At 56.6% G+C, this 14,105-nt stretch carries 13 protein-coding genes; 9 read left to right on the top strand and 4 right to left on the bottom strand.

What is annotated here, in order from left to right; all coding sequences use genetic code 11:
* Nucleotides 1–16 precede the first annotated feature (16 nt).
* Nucleotides 17–898, bottom strand: coding sequence for a sn-glycerol-3-phosphate ABC transporter permease UgpA (gene ugpA / locus AC2FLA_RS14640; protein ID WP_058274560.1), 882 nt, complete (start codon nucleotides 896–898; stop codon nucleotides 17–19).
* 61 nt (nucleotides 899–959) lie between these two features.
* A complete protein-coding gene (ugpB, locus tag AC2FLA_RS14645; protein ID WP_496723096.1) occupies nucleotides 960–2,270 on the bottom strand; it encodes a sn-glycerol-3-phosphate ABC transporter substrate-binding protein UgpB in 1,311 nt (436 codons plus the stop codon).
* A gap of 172 nt (nucleotides 2,271–2,442) precedes the next feature.
* Between ugpB and AC2FLA_RS14650 the strand changes: the two genes are divergently transcribed.
* The 9 genes from AC2FLA_RS14650 to iolB all read left to right on the top strand — a co-directional run bounded on the left by AC2FLA_RS14650 (nucleotide 2,443) and on the right by iolB (nucleotide 12,419).
* On the top strand, nucleotides 2,443–3,345 hold the full coding sequence (locus AC2FLA_RS14650; protein WP_496723098.1) for a LysR substrate-binding domain-containing protein: 903 nt from the start codon (nucleotides 2,443–2,445) through the stop codon (nucleotides 3,343–3,345).
* Between the two features lie 76 nt (nucleotides 3,346–3,421).
* A complete protein-coding gene (iolG, locus tag AC2FLA_RS14655; protein WP_496723100.1) occupies nucleotides 3,422–4,420 on the top strand; it encodes an inositol 2-dehydrogenase in 999 nt (332 codons plus the stop codon).
* A gap of 136 nt (nucleotides 4,421–4,556) precedes the next feature.
* On the top strand, nucleotides 4,557–5,498 hold the full coding sequence (locus AC2FLA_RS14660) for a sugar ABC transporter substrate-binding protein (protein WP_496723102.1): 942 nt from the start codon (nucleotides 4,557–4,559) through the stop codon (nucleotides 5,496–5,498).
* An 81-nt stretch (nucleotides 5,499–5,579) separates the two neighbouring features.
* The gene (locus AC2FLA_RS14665; protein WP_496723104.1) at nucleotides 5,580–6,704 is read left to right on the top strand and encodes an ABC transporter permease; all 1,125 of its coding nucleotides are present in this window, start codon (nucleotides 5,580–5,582) and stop codon (nucleotides 6,702–6,704) included.
* A 1-nt stretch (nucleotide 6,705) separates the two neighbouring features.
* Nucleotides 6,706–7,524: an ATP-binding cassette domain-containing protein gene (locus AC2FLA_RS14670; RefSeq protein WP_282119507.1), complete on the top strand. Its 819-nt coding sequence runs from the start codon at nucleotides 6,706–6,708 to the stop codon at nucleotides 7,522–7,524.
* Between the two features lie 81 nt (nucleotides 7,525–7,605).
* A complete protein-coding gene (iolD, locus tag AC2FLA_RS14675; RefSeq protein WP_496723105.1) occupies nucleotides 7,606–9,438 on the top strand; it encodes a 3D-(3,5/4)-trihydroxycyclohexane-1,2-dione acylhydrolase (decyclizing) in 1,833 nt (610 codons plus the stop codon).
* Complete coding sequence (gene iolE, locus AC2FLA_RS14680) at nucleotides 9,435–10,334, top strand: myo-inosose-2 dehydratase (RefSeq protein ID WP_496723107.1); 900 nt, start codon at nucleotides 9,435–9,437, stop codon at nucleotides 10,332–10,334. The genes iolD and iolE overlap by 4 nt, the downstream gene beginning before the upstream one ends.
* 48 nt (nucleotides 10,335–10,382) lie before the next feature.
* Nucleotides 10,383–11,564 carry a phytanoyl-CoA dioxygenase family protein gene (locus tag AC2FLA_RS14685; protein ID WP_496723109.1) on the top strand — a complete coding sequence of 394 codons (1,182 nt, stop codon included), beginning with the start codon at nucleotides 10,383–10,385 and terminating at the stop codon, nucleotides 11,562–11,564.
* Nucleotides 11,565–11,612: 48 nt separating this feature from the next.
* Nucleotides 11,613–12,419 (top strand): 5-deoxy-glucuronate isomerase, encoded by an 807-nt coding sequence (gene iolB / locus AC2FLA_RS14690; protein WP_496723111.1) that lies wholly within the window; start codon nucleotides 11,613–11,615, stop codon nucleotides 12,417–12,419.
* A 9-nt stretch (nucleotides 12,420–12,428) separates the two neighbouring features.
* On the opposite strand, the gene AC2FLA_RS14695 is transcribed toward iolB, so the two are convergent.
* Both AC2FLA_RS14695 and AC2FLA_RS14700 read right to left on the bottom strand, forming a co-directional pair.
* Nucleotides 12,429–13,268: a class II fructose-bisphosphate aldolase gene (locus AC2FLA_RS14695; RefSeq protein ID WP_496723113.1), complete on the bottom strand. Its 840-nt coding sequence runs from the start codon at nucleotides 13,266–13,268 to the stop codon at nucleotides 12,429–12,431.
* A complete protein-coding gene (locus AC2FLA_RS14700; protein ID WP_496723115.1) occupies nucleotides 13,265–14,101 on the bottom strand; it encodes a 5-deoxy-glucuronate isomerase in 837 nt (278 codons plus the stop codon). Before AC2FLA_RS14700 ends, AC2FLA_RS14695 begins: the two co-directional genes overlap by 4 nt.
* Nucleotides 14,102–14,105 lie beyond the last annotated feature (4 nt).

Consider the following 14,105-nt stretch of genomic DNA (forward strand, 5'->3'; position numbering starts at 1 on the left):
TGTTGTTGGGCTGCCATCAGTAATGCACCCTCTTTTCCACGTATTTGAACTGAATGACGGTCAGCAGGCCGACAACAATCAGCAGGATGACAGATTGTGCCGATGATGACCCAAGATCCTGACCAACAAACCCATCTGAGAAGACCTTGTAGACTAGGATCGTCGTCGCCTGTTGTGGGCCTCCGCCAGTGATCGTGTGGATCACTCCGAAGGTCTCAAAGAAGGCATAGACAACATTCACTACCAGCAGGAAGAATGCAGTCGGAGACAGCAGCGGCAGCACAATCGTGAAAAACCGGCGCCAGAAATGCGCGCCGTCAATCGCCGCCGCTTCGATGACCGAGCGGGGAACGGATTGCAGCGCTGCAAAGAAAAACAGGAAGTTATAGCTGATGCGGCCCCAGGCCGAGGCTACAACAACCAACCCCATAGCTTCGGTGTCGTTCAGGACATGGTTCCAGTCATAGCCAAGTTGGCTGAGATACCACGCCACCACGCCAACGCGTGTATTGAACATGAACAGCCACAGCACACCAGCCACAGCAGGGGCTACTGCATAGGGCCAGATCAGCAATGTCCGATATACGCCTGACCCTTTGATCAGGCGGTCTGCAATGACTGCCAGAAACAATGCCGGAATCATCGAGCAGAGAGTCACAAGCGTCGAAAACACGGCCGTCGTAACGAAAGATGCGCGATAATACTTGTCGCTCAGCAGGAACTCAAAGTTGCCGAGCCCCACAAACTGCGACGACAGACCGAACGGGTCGGGAATGAACAGGGACTGCCACACCGCCTGACCGGCGGGATAAAAGAAGAAGACGGCGGAAATGATGACCTGTGGGGCGATCAGCGCCAATGGCAATAGCCAGCCGCGAAAGGTGACGCGTTTTTCCATCCTGAATTTCCACCGAAGAAAGATAATGCGGGCCCGAAAAGGGCCCGCATGAAGTTATGACTTATTGATTGGCGGATTCGAAGCGGCGCAGCAGCGCGTCACCACGTTCCTTCGCGCTATCCATCGCTTCCTGAGCAGTTTTCTCACCGGCCCAGACGGCCTCAAGCTCTTCGTCGATGATACCGCGGATCTGGTCGAATGATCCCAGACGCAGACCTTTGGAATTCGCGGTCGGCTCTTTCGCTGTCATCTGGATCACAGCGATGTCGGTGCCGGGGTTTTCGTCATAAAAACCTGCCGCACGGGTCGCATCACCCGCTTCGGCCGTGATCGGAAGGTAGCCGGTGTTCTGGTGCCAGGCCGACTGCACGTCAGACGATGACAGGAAGCTCAGGAACTCTCCGACGCCCTTGTACTCCTCAGGGTCATGACCTTCCATTACCCAAAGGGATGCGCCACCGATAATGGTGTTCTGAGGCTCACTTGTGACGGCTTCCCAGTAGGGCAGCGGGCGGACGTCAAAGTCGAATTCGGCCTCTGCCTTGATGCCCGCGTAACCTGCCGAACTTTCAGTGAACAATGCGCATTCGCCTGACCGGAAGTTCGCCCCGCCTTCGTTTCTGCGACCGGTATAGATGAACTTGCCATCCTTGGCCCAGTCACCCATCGCGGTCAGGTGTGCCACCTGCGCCGGACCGTTCAGCATCAGTTCGGTATCCAGACCGGCAAAACCGTTGTCCTGAGATGCGAACGGAACGTCGTGATAGGCCGACATGTTCTCAAGATGGATCCAGCTCTGCCATGCGGTGACCAGCGGGCAGTCTTCGCCCCCGGACTTGAGCTGTTCAAGTACGTCTCCAACCTTTTCCCACGTGGACAGATCCGTGTCTGGATCAACGCCGGCCGCTTCGAACGCGTCTCGGTTGACCCAAAGAACTGGCGTGGATGAGTTGAAGGGCAGCGAAAGCATGTCCCCGTCAGTGGTTGTATAGTATCCTTTGACGGCACCAATATACGCGTCGGGATCAAAAGACGCGCCACTTTCAGCCATCACTTCGTAGACCGGCCTGATTGCACCTTCGGCTGACATCATCGTTGCCGTGCCGACCTCGAATACCATCAGGATTTGCGGCTGCTCACCCGCGCGGAAGGCAGCGATGCCCGCATTCAGGGTTTCCGAGTAGTTGCCCTTGTGGCTTTCAACCACGACATACTCGTCCTGACTGGCGTTGAACTCTTCCACTTGGGCTTTGACAAGCTCACCAAGGCGGCCGGTAAAGGCGTGCCAGAACTGAACCTCGGTTTGTGCCATTGCCGCCACTGGGGACAATGCAGTTGTTACGGCGAGAGCGCCGAGAAAATTCTTTTTCATGATTCCTCCCATGCATCAGGTTCGATGCTTCGTTGAATACCGACCGCAACGGGTAAACGGCACACATGACGATTTCACGACGTTAACGTTACAGGAATATAATTCAAGCCCAATTTACTGGATAAAAAAATAACATAGTGTTATGAGGCGAGGCGGCAGATTGGGATCGGTAATGAGTCAAATTCTTAGGGTCCGGCAGTTAGAAGCCCTTATGGCTGTCACCACCAACGGCTCTGTCACGGCGGCAGCGACCGACCTGGGGGTGAGCCAGCCAGCCGTCAGCAGGTTGCTTTCGGATCTTGAAAAGTCACTTGGGTTTCAGCTTTTCGATCGCCGCGAAGGCCGGTTGGTGCCAACGCAGGAGGTTCGGTATCTTTTGCCCAGCGTTGAGCGTGTTCTGGAATTGATGAGGCAAATCTCTGACGTCAGCCAGGACATCACGCAGCGCAAGGCAGGGCACATCCGTGTTGCATGCCTGCCCGGTTTCGCCACCAGCCATTTGCCCGACGTTGTCGCCAGATTCTTGAAAGATCGGCCTGGCGTCACCCTGACGATTGAACCTGACAGACCCGAGCGCATTCTCGAATGGATGATCGGCGAGCAGTATGATTTCGGGATCACCGACAGCTTTAACGGTCACCCCGCTGTCGAAAGCTGGGATATCGAGGTCCGGACGGTTTGTGTGTTTCCCACCGGAAGTGATTTGGAAAACCTCTCTGAGGTTACACCGACGGACCTCGTAAACAGCAAAATTATCCACACACGACGCGACAGCGACTTTTTCGGGCGGCTCTCAAAAGCGTTTCAAAGTGCCAACGTGGAATTGAATTCCCATATTGAAGTCAGGCAGTTCACGGCGGCATGTGAATTGGCTGTGAAAGGCGTTGGCGTTTCCGTCGTGAGCGAACTGGACGCCGTCCAATACGCAGCCCACGGGTTAAGCTATCGACCGTTTAAGCCATTTCTGCCGCATACTCTTTCTCTTGTTCGCCCGATTTTGAAACAACCGTCACTGGTGACCCTGGAATTCATCGAACAGTTTCGAGACAGCCTTGAGCCTTTCAAGGCAGAATAGGGCGGTTGAAATTAAATGTTGCAACCGGTTGCAAAAATATTGATTGTGTCACCTGAGAATTGATTCGGGGGACCGTATGTTGAAGATCGGATTGCTGGGGGCCGGACGTATTGGTCGCGTGCATGCGGAAGCGATTTCGGCACACCCCCAAACCGAATTGACGGCTATTTCAGACGCGGTGAATAATGCCGCTGTCGGTCTGGCTGCTGAGTACGGCGCGAGGGTGCAAAGCTCTGACGAGATTATCGGTGATTCAACGATTGATGCGGTTCTGATCGCAACGCCTACCGATACGCATTCCGACTTGATCGAAGCGGCAACGCAGGCCGGCAAAGCGGTTCTGTGCGAAAAACCCGTCGATCTGGACCTTGAGCGAGCGAAGATTTGCCAAAAAGCTGCAGGCGCGACTGGTCAACCGGTCATGCTTGGCTTCAACCGTCGCTTCGATCCCAATTTCCAGGCGCTAAAAGCTGCCTATGATGGTGGGGAGGTCGGGAAAGCTGAGCTGTTGTCCATCACGTCGTTTGATCCGGCGCCGCCTCCGGTAAGTTATGTCAAGGTATCGGGCGGGTTGTTCCGGGACATGATGATTCATGATTTTGATATGGCCAACTACCTGACGGGGCAAATTCCTGTCACCATTTCAGCCGTGGGAACCTCGGTCGTCGATCCGGAAATAGGGCAGGCCGGTGACGTGGATACGGCTGTGGTAACAATGGCTTACGCGGATGGTAGCCTCGCTGTAATCAAGAACTCGCGGCGGGCAGCATACGGATATGATCAACGGGTCGAACTGCTAGGCTCAAGAGGCCTTTTGCAGGCGCATAATGTCCTTGAGAATTCAATTGTTAAATCAACGGCCGACGGTGTGACCGGAGCGAAGCCAACATACTTCTTTCTTGAACGCTACATGGCCGCTTACCGCGCCGAATGGGATGCGTTTACGCGCGCCATTCAGTCCGGCTCGGACGTGCCGGTAACACTTGAGGATGGTGTCGCGGCGTTGGCGATGGCAGAAGCCGCAACGCGCTCGGCAAAGTCCGGAAGGCCGGTTGCGATGGAGGAAGTTTTTTGAAACCGGTTGCAAAATGATCGGATATCCGGAAACTGAAGGAAGCCCGATCACCGATCGGAGCAGACGAGATTCGGTTTAGCCGAATGGCCGGGCAGACCCGGCACCAAGATTGAATTTTCTATTGGGAGGAATGGAAATGAAAAAAATCGTAAAAGGTGTGCTGATGGCCAGCGCAGTCGCATTTGCCGGCGCCACAGGCGTTGCGGCAGAAGGCGAGAAATATATTCTGGTCAGCCATGCTCCGGACAGCGACAGCTGGTGGAACACCATCAAGAACGGTATTGCACTGGCGGGCGATCAGATGGGTGTCGAGGTTGAATATCGCAACCCGCCCACCGGCGACCTTGCCGACATGGCGCGGATCATCGATCAAGCCGCCGCTTCGGGACCCAATGGTATCATCACTACGCTGGCCGATCCGGACATTCTGGAAGGTCCGATCAAAGCCGCCGTGGATTCCGGTATCGACGTCATCATCATGAATACTGGCACGCCGGAAAAGGCGCGCGAAGTTGGTGCGCTGATGTATGTCGGCCAGCCGGAGTATGACGCTGGATTGGCCGCTGGCCAGCGCGCCAAAGACGATGGCATTGGCTCGTTCCTGTGCGTAAACCACTATATCGTGCAGCCATCCAGCCAAGAACGCTGCCAGGGCTTTGCAGACGGTCTGGGCATCGAATTGGGCGAGCAGATGATCGACGCGGGTCAAGACCCGGCCGAGATCAAGAACCGCGTTCTGGCCTACTTGTCGGCAAATCCCGACACTGACGCCGTTCTGACGCTTGGCCCGACATCGGCTGACCCGACCATTCTGGCGTTGGAAGAAAACGGCATGGCCGGTGACATCTACTTCGGCACCTTCGATCTGGGTGGTGAAATCGTCAAAGGCATCAAAAGCGGTGTGATCCAGTGGGGCATCGACCAGCAGCCCTTCCTGCAGGCTTACCTGCCAGTCGTCGTGATGACGAACTACCACCGTTACGGCGTTCTGCCGGGCAACAACATCAACTCTGGCCCTGGTTTCGTGACCGCTGACGGGCTGGAAAAGATCGAAGAGTTCGCGGGCGAATACCGCTGATCTTCAAAACGGTGCGGACGCCGAATGTGTGTCCGCACCACCTGATGCAAGCATTCAGACGAACGCGCCAAGGAGGCAACAATGGCTGAGTCAGCGCAATCCGCAGTCGGTGGTGACGAGCGGGTAAAAGAGATCTCACCCCTGCGCCAGGCCCTGATACGCCCCGAATTGGGCGGAATGGTCGGCACAGTCGCGGTATTCACGTTTTTCCTGCTGTTTGCTTTTGACAGCGGCATGTTCACCAGTCAGGGCGTGATGAACTGGTCCGTGGTTTCCGCGCAGTTCATGATCATCGCTGTTGGAGCCTGTTTGCTTATGATCGCGGGTGAGTTTGACCTTTCCGTCGGCTCCATGATCGGGTTCGCGGGCATGATGATCGCGATTTTCTCGGTCACTCTTAGCTGGCCGGTCTGGGTTGCCATCATAGTGACCTTTGTACTTTGCGTCTCGATTGGGGCGCTGAACGGCTTTATCGTCGTGCGCACGGGTTTGCCCAGTTTTATCGTAACGCTGGCCTTCCTGTTCATCCTGCGTGGCTTTACCATTTTCCTGCCGCAAACCATTGAGCGGAAGACCATCATTGGCGGCATCCGGGATGTAGCCGATGGCGATTGGCTGGCATCGGTGTTTGGCGGCAAGATAGGGCAGGGCTTTTTCGTCTGGTTGGGTGATAATGACCTAATCGGAACTTTTGAACGCGGCACGCGCGAGGGTCAGCCGGTGGTTGACGGTATCCCAATGCTGATTATTTGGGCCATCGCGCTTATCATCTTTGGCCATGTGCTTCTGACCAAAACAAAATTCGGCAACTGGATCTTTGCCTCTGGCGGTGACGCTGAGGCTGCCCGAAACTCAGGTGTTCCAGTCAACAGGGTCAAAGTTTTGATGTTCATGTTCACCGCATTCTGCGCGACGGTTTTTGCGACTTGTCAGGTGATGGAATTCGGTTCTGCCGGTGCAGATCGCGGGTTGCTGAAGGAATTCGAGGCAATCATCGCCGTGGTGATCGGCGGCGCGCTGCTGACCGGCGGTTATGGCTCGGTCCTTGGGGCGGCACTTGGTGCCCTGATCTTTGGTGTGGTGCAGCAGGGGCTGTTCTTTGCCGGGGTCGAAAGCTCTCTGTTCCGGGTGTTTCTGGGCGTGATCCTGTTGGGTGCCGTGATCCTGAATACCTACATCCGTCGCATCATCACAGGAGAACGCTGAGATGACCGAAGATACCAATTTCCATCACGGTGATGTGCAGGGTCAGGATCCGATCATCCGGATGATCGACATTGAAAAACACTTTGGCTCTGTGATCGCTCTGGCTGGGGTCAGCTTTGATCTGAAACCGGGTGAGTGTCACTGCCTTCTGGGTGACAATGGCGCGGGTAAATCGACCTTCATCAAGACTATGTCCGGGGTCCATAAGCCGACAGCTGGCGAGATCATCTTTGAAGACAAGCCTATGCATTTTGAGGACCCGCGTGATGCTATCGAAGCCGGGATCGCAACAGTGCACCAACATCTGGCTATGATCCCGCTGATGAGCGTCAGCCGCAACTTCTTCATGGGCAATGAACCCACGCGCAAAGTCGCCGGGATCAGCTTTTTCGACAAGAAGTTGGCCGACGAAATCACCATGGAAGAGATGCGCAAAATGGGCATCAACTTGCGTGGTCCCGATCAGGCTGTGGGTACGTTGTCAGGTGGTGAGCGTCAGACGGTCGCGATTGCACGTGCCGTGCATTTTGGCGCTAAGATCTTGATTTTAGACGAACCGACATCGGCTCTTGGCGTGCGCCAGACTTCGAACGTTTTGGCGACCATCGACAAAGTGCGCAGTCAGGGTGTGGGTGTGGTGTTTATCAGCCACAATGTCCGTCACGCGCTGGCGGTCGGCGATCGGTTTACGGTGTTAAACCGGGGTAAAACTCTGGGCACGGCCATACGGGGTGAGATTTCGCCCGAAGAACTACAGGACTTGATGGCAGGCGGTCAGGAACTGGCCCAGCTGGAAGGGTCTTTGGGCGGAACGGTCTGACGCGGTCCCGCGCAGACCCAGCTTTCGAAAAACTGGTATTCAACGGACTGGCCGGGTGGCCTTGAGTTGAAAGGAATCAATATGGGCAAAACTATCAGACTGACCGCAGCGCAAGCTCTGGTTCGCTATCTGGGCGCGCAGATGAATGAGGCCGGAGAGCCGTTTATCGCAGGTGTCTGGGCTATTTTCGGCCATGGAAACGTGGCTGGCCTGGGCGAGGCGCTGCATGCTGTGAAAGACAGCCTGCCGACCTATCGCGGCCATAACGAACAGACGATGGCGCATTGTGCCATCGCTTACACCAAACAGATGCGGCGATCACGGGCGATGGCGGTGACCTCGTCCATCGGACCGGGCGCGACCAACATGGTGACAGCCGCCGCTTTGGCGCATGTAAACCGGTTGCCGGTGTTGATCATCCCCGGGGATATCTTCGCGACGCGCGGTCCTGATCCTGTGTTGCAGCAGATCGAGAGCTTTGGCGACGGTACGGTCAGCGCAAACGACTGTTTCAAACCCGTCAGCCGTTATTTCGACCGCATCTCGCGGCCCGAGCACCTGCTGACCGCGTTGCCGCGGGCGTTCCGCACGATGACCGACCCCGCTGATTGTGGGCCGGCGACTTTGGCCTTCTGTCAGGACGTTCAGGCCGAGGCCTATGACTATCCTGAAAGCTTCTTTGAGCCGCGCGTCTGGTATCAGCGTCGCATTCGCCCCGACGAAGGCGAACTGGCCCGCGCCGTCGCTGCCATCAAAGCCGCAAAGCGCCCGGTCATCGTGGCCGGGGGCGGAGTTCACTATTCGGGCGCGACGGACGCGTTGCAGAGTTTCGTGGAAACGCACAATATCCCGATCACCGAGACACAGGCAGGCAAATCCGCCCTGGCATGGGATCATCCACTGAACCTTGGACCCGTGGGCGTGACCGGTGGCGAACCGGCAAACTCGGTCTGCGCTGAGGCTGATCTGGTATTGGCAGTTGGCTCTCGCCTGCAGGATTTCACGACCGGCTCATGGGGTTTGTTTTCGAACCCACAGCGCGAAATGATTTGCCTGAATACCGCTGCCTATGATGCTGAAAAGCACGGCGCGATGCCCCTGCAGTCAGATGCGCGCGTTGGGCTTGAGGAGCTGGGTTCTGCTTTGCAAGGATACCGTGCCGATCCTGTGGCAGATACGCTTAAGGCGGATTGGTACGGCAAGGTCGACAAACTGACCGATGCCCCTGGCGACGGCAATGCGCTGCCGACCGATATGCAGGTGGTTGGTGCGGTTCAGCGAGCCTCGAACAACGATACTGTCGTCATGTGCGCGGCGGGCACCATGCCCGGAGAACTACACAAGCTGTGGAAGGCGCCGCGCCCGGGTGCCTATCACATGGAATATGGTTTCAGTTGCATGGGGTATGAGATTGCCGGAGCTATGGGCATCAAGATGGCCCAACCAGATCGCGACGTGATCTGCTTTACCGGTGACGGGACCTATATGATGGCGAACTCGGAAATGGCTTCGGCTGCGATGATGGGTGTCTCGTTCACTGTGGTCATCACCGACAATCGCGGCTTTGGCTGTATCAATCGTCTGCAGATGGGCACAGGGGGAGCCGAGTTTAACAATCTGCTGGATCATGCTGTGCACGAGACCCCCTCGGCCATCGATTTCGCGGCCCACGCTGCGGCAATGGGCGCGACCTCGGTCAAGGTCAGCTCGATTGCGGAACTGGAAGACGCGCTCGCCAAGCGTGGCGAAATCAACGGGCCTTACGTGGTGGTCATCGACACCGACCCGTACCCGTCGACCGAATATGGCGGCACGTGGTGGGAAGTGGCGGTGCCCGAGGTCAGCATCCGCCCCGAAGTGAATGAAAAACGCGCAGCCTATGAGCTGGCGATTAAGGAAAGAAACACGAAATGAGCGTGAAAATCGGGATTTCTCCGATCGCCTGGCAGAATGATGACCTGCCGGACCTGACGGCGGCGTACACGATGGAACAGGCGCTGAAAGAGGCGCGCGAGATCGGGTACACCGGTGTGGAGCGTGGTCAACGGATGCCCAGCGATACCGAAGGGTTGCGTGCCTATCTGGAAGGCAATGACATCGCGCTCTGTGGCGGTTGGTGCTCGGGTGCCTCGCTAGTCAATGATTTCGCAGCAGAACGTGAGGCTGTGCGGGAACAGGTTGAGCAGTTTGTCGCCCTGAACAGCCCTTGCATCGTCTATGCCGAATGCTCAAACACCGTTCAGGGCCAAGCGGGTACGCCGGTGAACAACCGACCCAGGCTGTCCAAGGACGAAGTGTTGGCATATGCCGCCAAGATCACCGAGCTGGCCAAATGGATGGCCGATCAGGGGATGCCGATGGCCTATCACCATCACATGGGTACCATCATCGAGACCGAAGATGACGTGAACTGGTTGATGGAAGGTTCGGGCACGGAGGTGAACCTGTGCTTTGACACAGGACACTTGTTGTTTGGCGGCGGCGATGTGATGGCGACCCTCAAACGCTGGGGCGATCGTGTGCATCACGTGCATTTCAAAGATATCCGCCCGGCTGTGGTGCAGGACGTAAAGGAGAATGATCGCAGCTTTCTCGATGCGGTCGTCGCTGGAGCATTCACCGTGCCAGGTGACGGATGTATCGACTTTCAGGCCGTGGCGAATGCGCTCAAAACCTTGGATTACAACGGATGGATCGTTGTCGAGGCCGAACAGGACCCGGCCAAGGCTCCGCCATACGAATATTCTAAGAAAGGCTACGAGCATATTCTCGACGTCTGCAGGCGGGCAGGATTGGAGGTCCAGGCGTAACTACTCTCCCTACGGGGTTAACACCGAAGCCATGAAAAGGAGAAGATCATGGTAAATCAGCAGCTAGGTTTTGTCGGCTATTTCGACCGGGAATCCTGTGATCTGGATGAATTCAAGGTGTTGACCTCGCAGAACCTTACAGCCGATGTCGCCCCGTACGCCGCCACGATCGAAAAGAACGTTCCAGTCTATGACATGGACGAATTGCGCCCTCCGCTGGAAAACGTAGGTAAGCGCAAGGCTCTGCTGGCTGAGTGGGGCCATGTGTTGGACAAATCGTCGGGCGTAATCGTTCTGAAACGTGCGTTCGCCGATACGTCCGTGATTGACCGCGCAACCGATGTCTTTCGCCAGATCATAGTTGACGAAAGACAAAGCGGCGCGGGAGAGGGCGACCACTTTGCGGCGTCCGGGGCCAATGATCGGATCTGGAACGCCATCCAAAAGCAATGTCTGCGCGACCCCGAGGGTTTTGCCCTTTATTTCGGGAACACGGCTGTTGCTGCAGCCTGCGAGGCGTGGTTGGGGCCAAACTATCAGGTCACGGCACAGATCAATCAGGTGCGTCCGGGTGGTAAAGCGCAGCAGGCGCATAGGGACTACCATCTTGGATTCCAGAGCGCAGAAAGTGCTGCGCGCTATCCAGTGCACGCACATCTTGTTACGGCATCACTGACATTGCAGGGGGCGATTGCCCATTGCGACATGCCGGTCGAAAGCGGGCCAACCAAGCTGCTGCCGTTCTCGCAGCTTTATCCGCCGGGCTATCTGGCGTTTCATGACGAGGGTCATCGCGAGTATTTCGAAGACAGCTACATCCAACTGGCGCTGGACAAGGGCGATGCTGTGTTCTTCAACCCGGCACTGTTCCATGCGGCTGGTGAAAATCGCAGTGCGGATATCGACCGGATGGCGAACCTGTTGCAAATCTCATCCGCTTTTGGTCGCGCGATGGAAACCGTTGACCGGCGGTCCATGTCTGAGGCGGTGTTTCCTTCGCTTATTGCGTTGAAACAACGCAGACAGATGAAAGGGGCCGAACTGGATGCAGCCATCGCGGCTACGGCAGAGGGATACCCGTTCCCGACCAATCTGGATACGGACCCACCGGTCGGCGGCAACGCCCCGGAAAGTCAGGCCGATATTTTACGTCGTGCTGTGTCTGAAGGCTGGACCGAACAACAACTGACCGAAACATTCTCGGCGCTGCAAACAAGGCAAGCTGCCTGAAGGAATACGGGCGGGCATTCCAAGCCCGCCCCACACGGAGAAAAACACATGGCCGACCTGCTCAAAAAGCCCTTTGGGACCAGAGGTAAAGTGCATGACATCACTCCGGCAAGTGCCGGGTGGCGCTATGTGGGGTTTGGGCTTTACCACCTTCGGGCAGGCGATACAGTGGCCGAGGCAACGGGTGATCGCGAGGTCATTCTGGTCATGGTCGAGGGCAAGGCCCGCATCGCCGGAGCTGAGCGGGACTGGGGTGTTCTGGGCGATCGGATGAACGTTTTTGAGAAGACGCCGCCGCACTGTCTTTATCTGCCGAACGGCACAGAATGGACGGCCACAGCCGAAACGGATTGCGTGATTGCGGTGTGTACAGCCCCGGGCAAGAGTGGCCACTCTGCGCGACGCATCGGCCCCGAAGGCATTACTTTGACCGAGCGCGGCAAGGGCGTAAATACGCGCTATATCAACAACATCGCGATGGAGAATGAGGACTATGCTGATAGCTTGCTGGTGACCGAAGTGTTTACGCCAAACGGGCATTGGTCATCGTATCCCAGCCATCGACATGATGAAGATGATTTTCCGCGGATCACCTATCTGGAAGAGACCTACTATCACCGTCTGAACCCGGCGAACGGGTTCGGGATTCAGCGCGTCTATACCGATGACGGGCAGTTGGATGAGACTATGGCTGTTTCCGATGACGATGTTGTTTGCGTGCCCCGCGGTCATCACCCATGCGGCGCACCCTATGGGTTCGAGATGTATTATCTGAACGTTATGGCCGGACCGCTGCGCAAATGGCGCTTTGTTCCGGCCCCCGAAGTTGAATGGATCATGGAGCGCGACGCGTAACGCACACGCTTACCTTTGCACAGGGGAACCAAAGGCCCGAATGACCATGCGGGCTGCTGCCTCAACCGGGTCGTGGGTTTCTTTCAGGATCGTCACGCGGTCAAATCTGTCAGGGTCTCGGTTGACTGCCTCGCGCAGCGCGTTGCCAAATGCCATGCGCAGTTCTGTCCCGATATTGAACTTGCAGATCGACGTTTCCCGCGCCAACCGGCTGCGTTGTTCCACAGGCACGCCAGAGCCGCCATGAATGACCAACGGAACACTTGTCGCAGCGTCGATTTCGGCTATGCGAGCCTCGTCCAATCCGCCTTCTTTGTCTTGTTGCAGATGGACGTTTCCGACTGAGATGGCCATCGCGTCAACGCCGCTTTCACGAGCGAACTGCGCGGCCTCGTTTGGGTCTGTCCCGTTCGATCCTTCGCCGCCGGAATAGCCTACAAAGCCGATCTCACCTTCGCAGGAAATACCGGCCGCGTGGGCCATTTCGGCAATGGCAGCAGTTTCGTCGATGTTTTGCTGCAGCGGCTTTCGCGACCCGTCAAACATGAGCGATGTGAACCCGCTGTCCAATGCGATCTTGCAGTCCTCGAATGTATAACCGTGATCTAGATGGGCCACGACCGGAACCGAGGCATTTTCCGCAAGGAAATGAAACATCTTGCCCAGAACAGGCAGGGGTGTGTGCTCGCGGCAGCTTGGACCAGCCTGAAGGATCACCGGCGCATTTTCCGCCTCGGCTGCGGCTACATAGGCGCGCATATCCTCCCATCCCAGCGTAACAAGCCCGCCAACAGCGTAGCCGTTTTCGTATGCGGGGGTGAGGACGTCTTTGAGTGTGGCGAGGGTCATTTGAATTTGGCAATCATGTCTTTGATGCCTGGAATGGTCTCGACCTGATAGGCATGGGTTGGTTGGAAGTACTGGACCAGAGAACGCTGAGTCAGACCGCCAAGGATGGTGAAATAGTACATCTCGTATCCCGGCAGAACACAGCAGGGGTGATAGCCCTTGTCGATGCAGATCGTTGAGCCGTCGACGATGTGATAGGCGTCGCCCGGTTCGTTGTCCTCACGCTGCAGCATCTGAAGGCCCGACCCCCAGTTGGGTTTGAAACGGAAATTGTAGGTCTCGTCGTGCCGCGTCTCGTAGGGCAGGCGGTTCGTGTCATGCTTGTGGCTGGGGAAGCCGGACCAGCCACCCTGACCCACGGTGAACAGCTCACTGATCAGCAGGCGACCCACCTTGTCGTGCTGTTTTTGACCGAGGATGTGTTTGATTTTGCGATGCGTTTTAGTGTCGTCGCTGCCGTATTGCACAAGGTCATGTTCACGCACATCGAACGGATCCAGCACCTTGTCGTACTTGGCGCCCGCTATGAAGATTTCGGTTTCATCCGACACACAGACCAGTTGGACCTTAGCGCCGACCGGCACATAAACGCCTTCCGGATCCCCATCCCAGACGTCTTCGCCCCGCTTGCCCAGCTTGGCGAACTGCTCGCCTTCGACATCGACATCGACACTGCCCGTGGCGGGCACGATACACGTCTCATAACCGGGCACCTGATATTCAAACGCTTCGCCCTTTTTCAGTTTGACGATGTTGAAGTAATTCAGCGGAACCGTTGGATCATCGGCGTCGACGATCGGTTTGTTCTGATTGTCATAGGGAGCGATATGCATGAGG

This window comes from Ruegeria sp. CDSA033 (assembly GCF_059612305.1).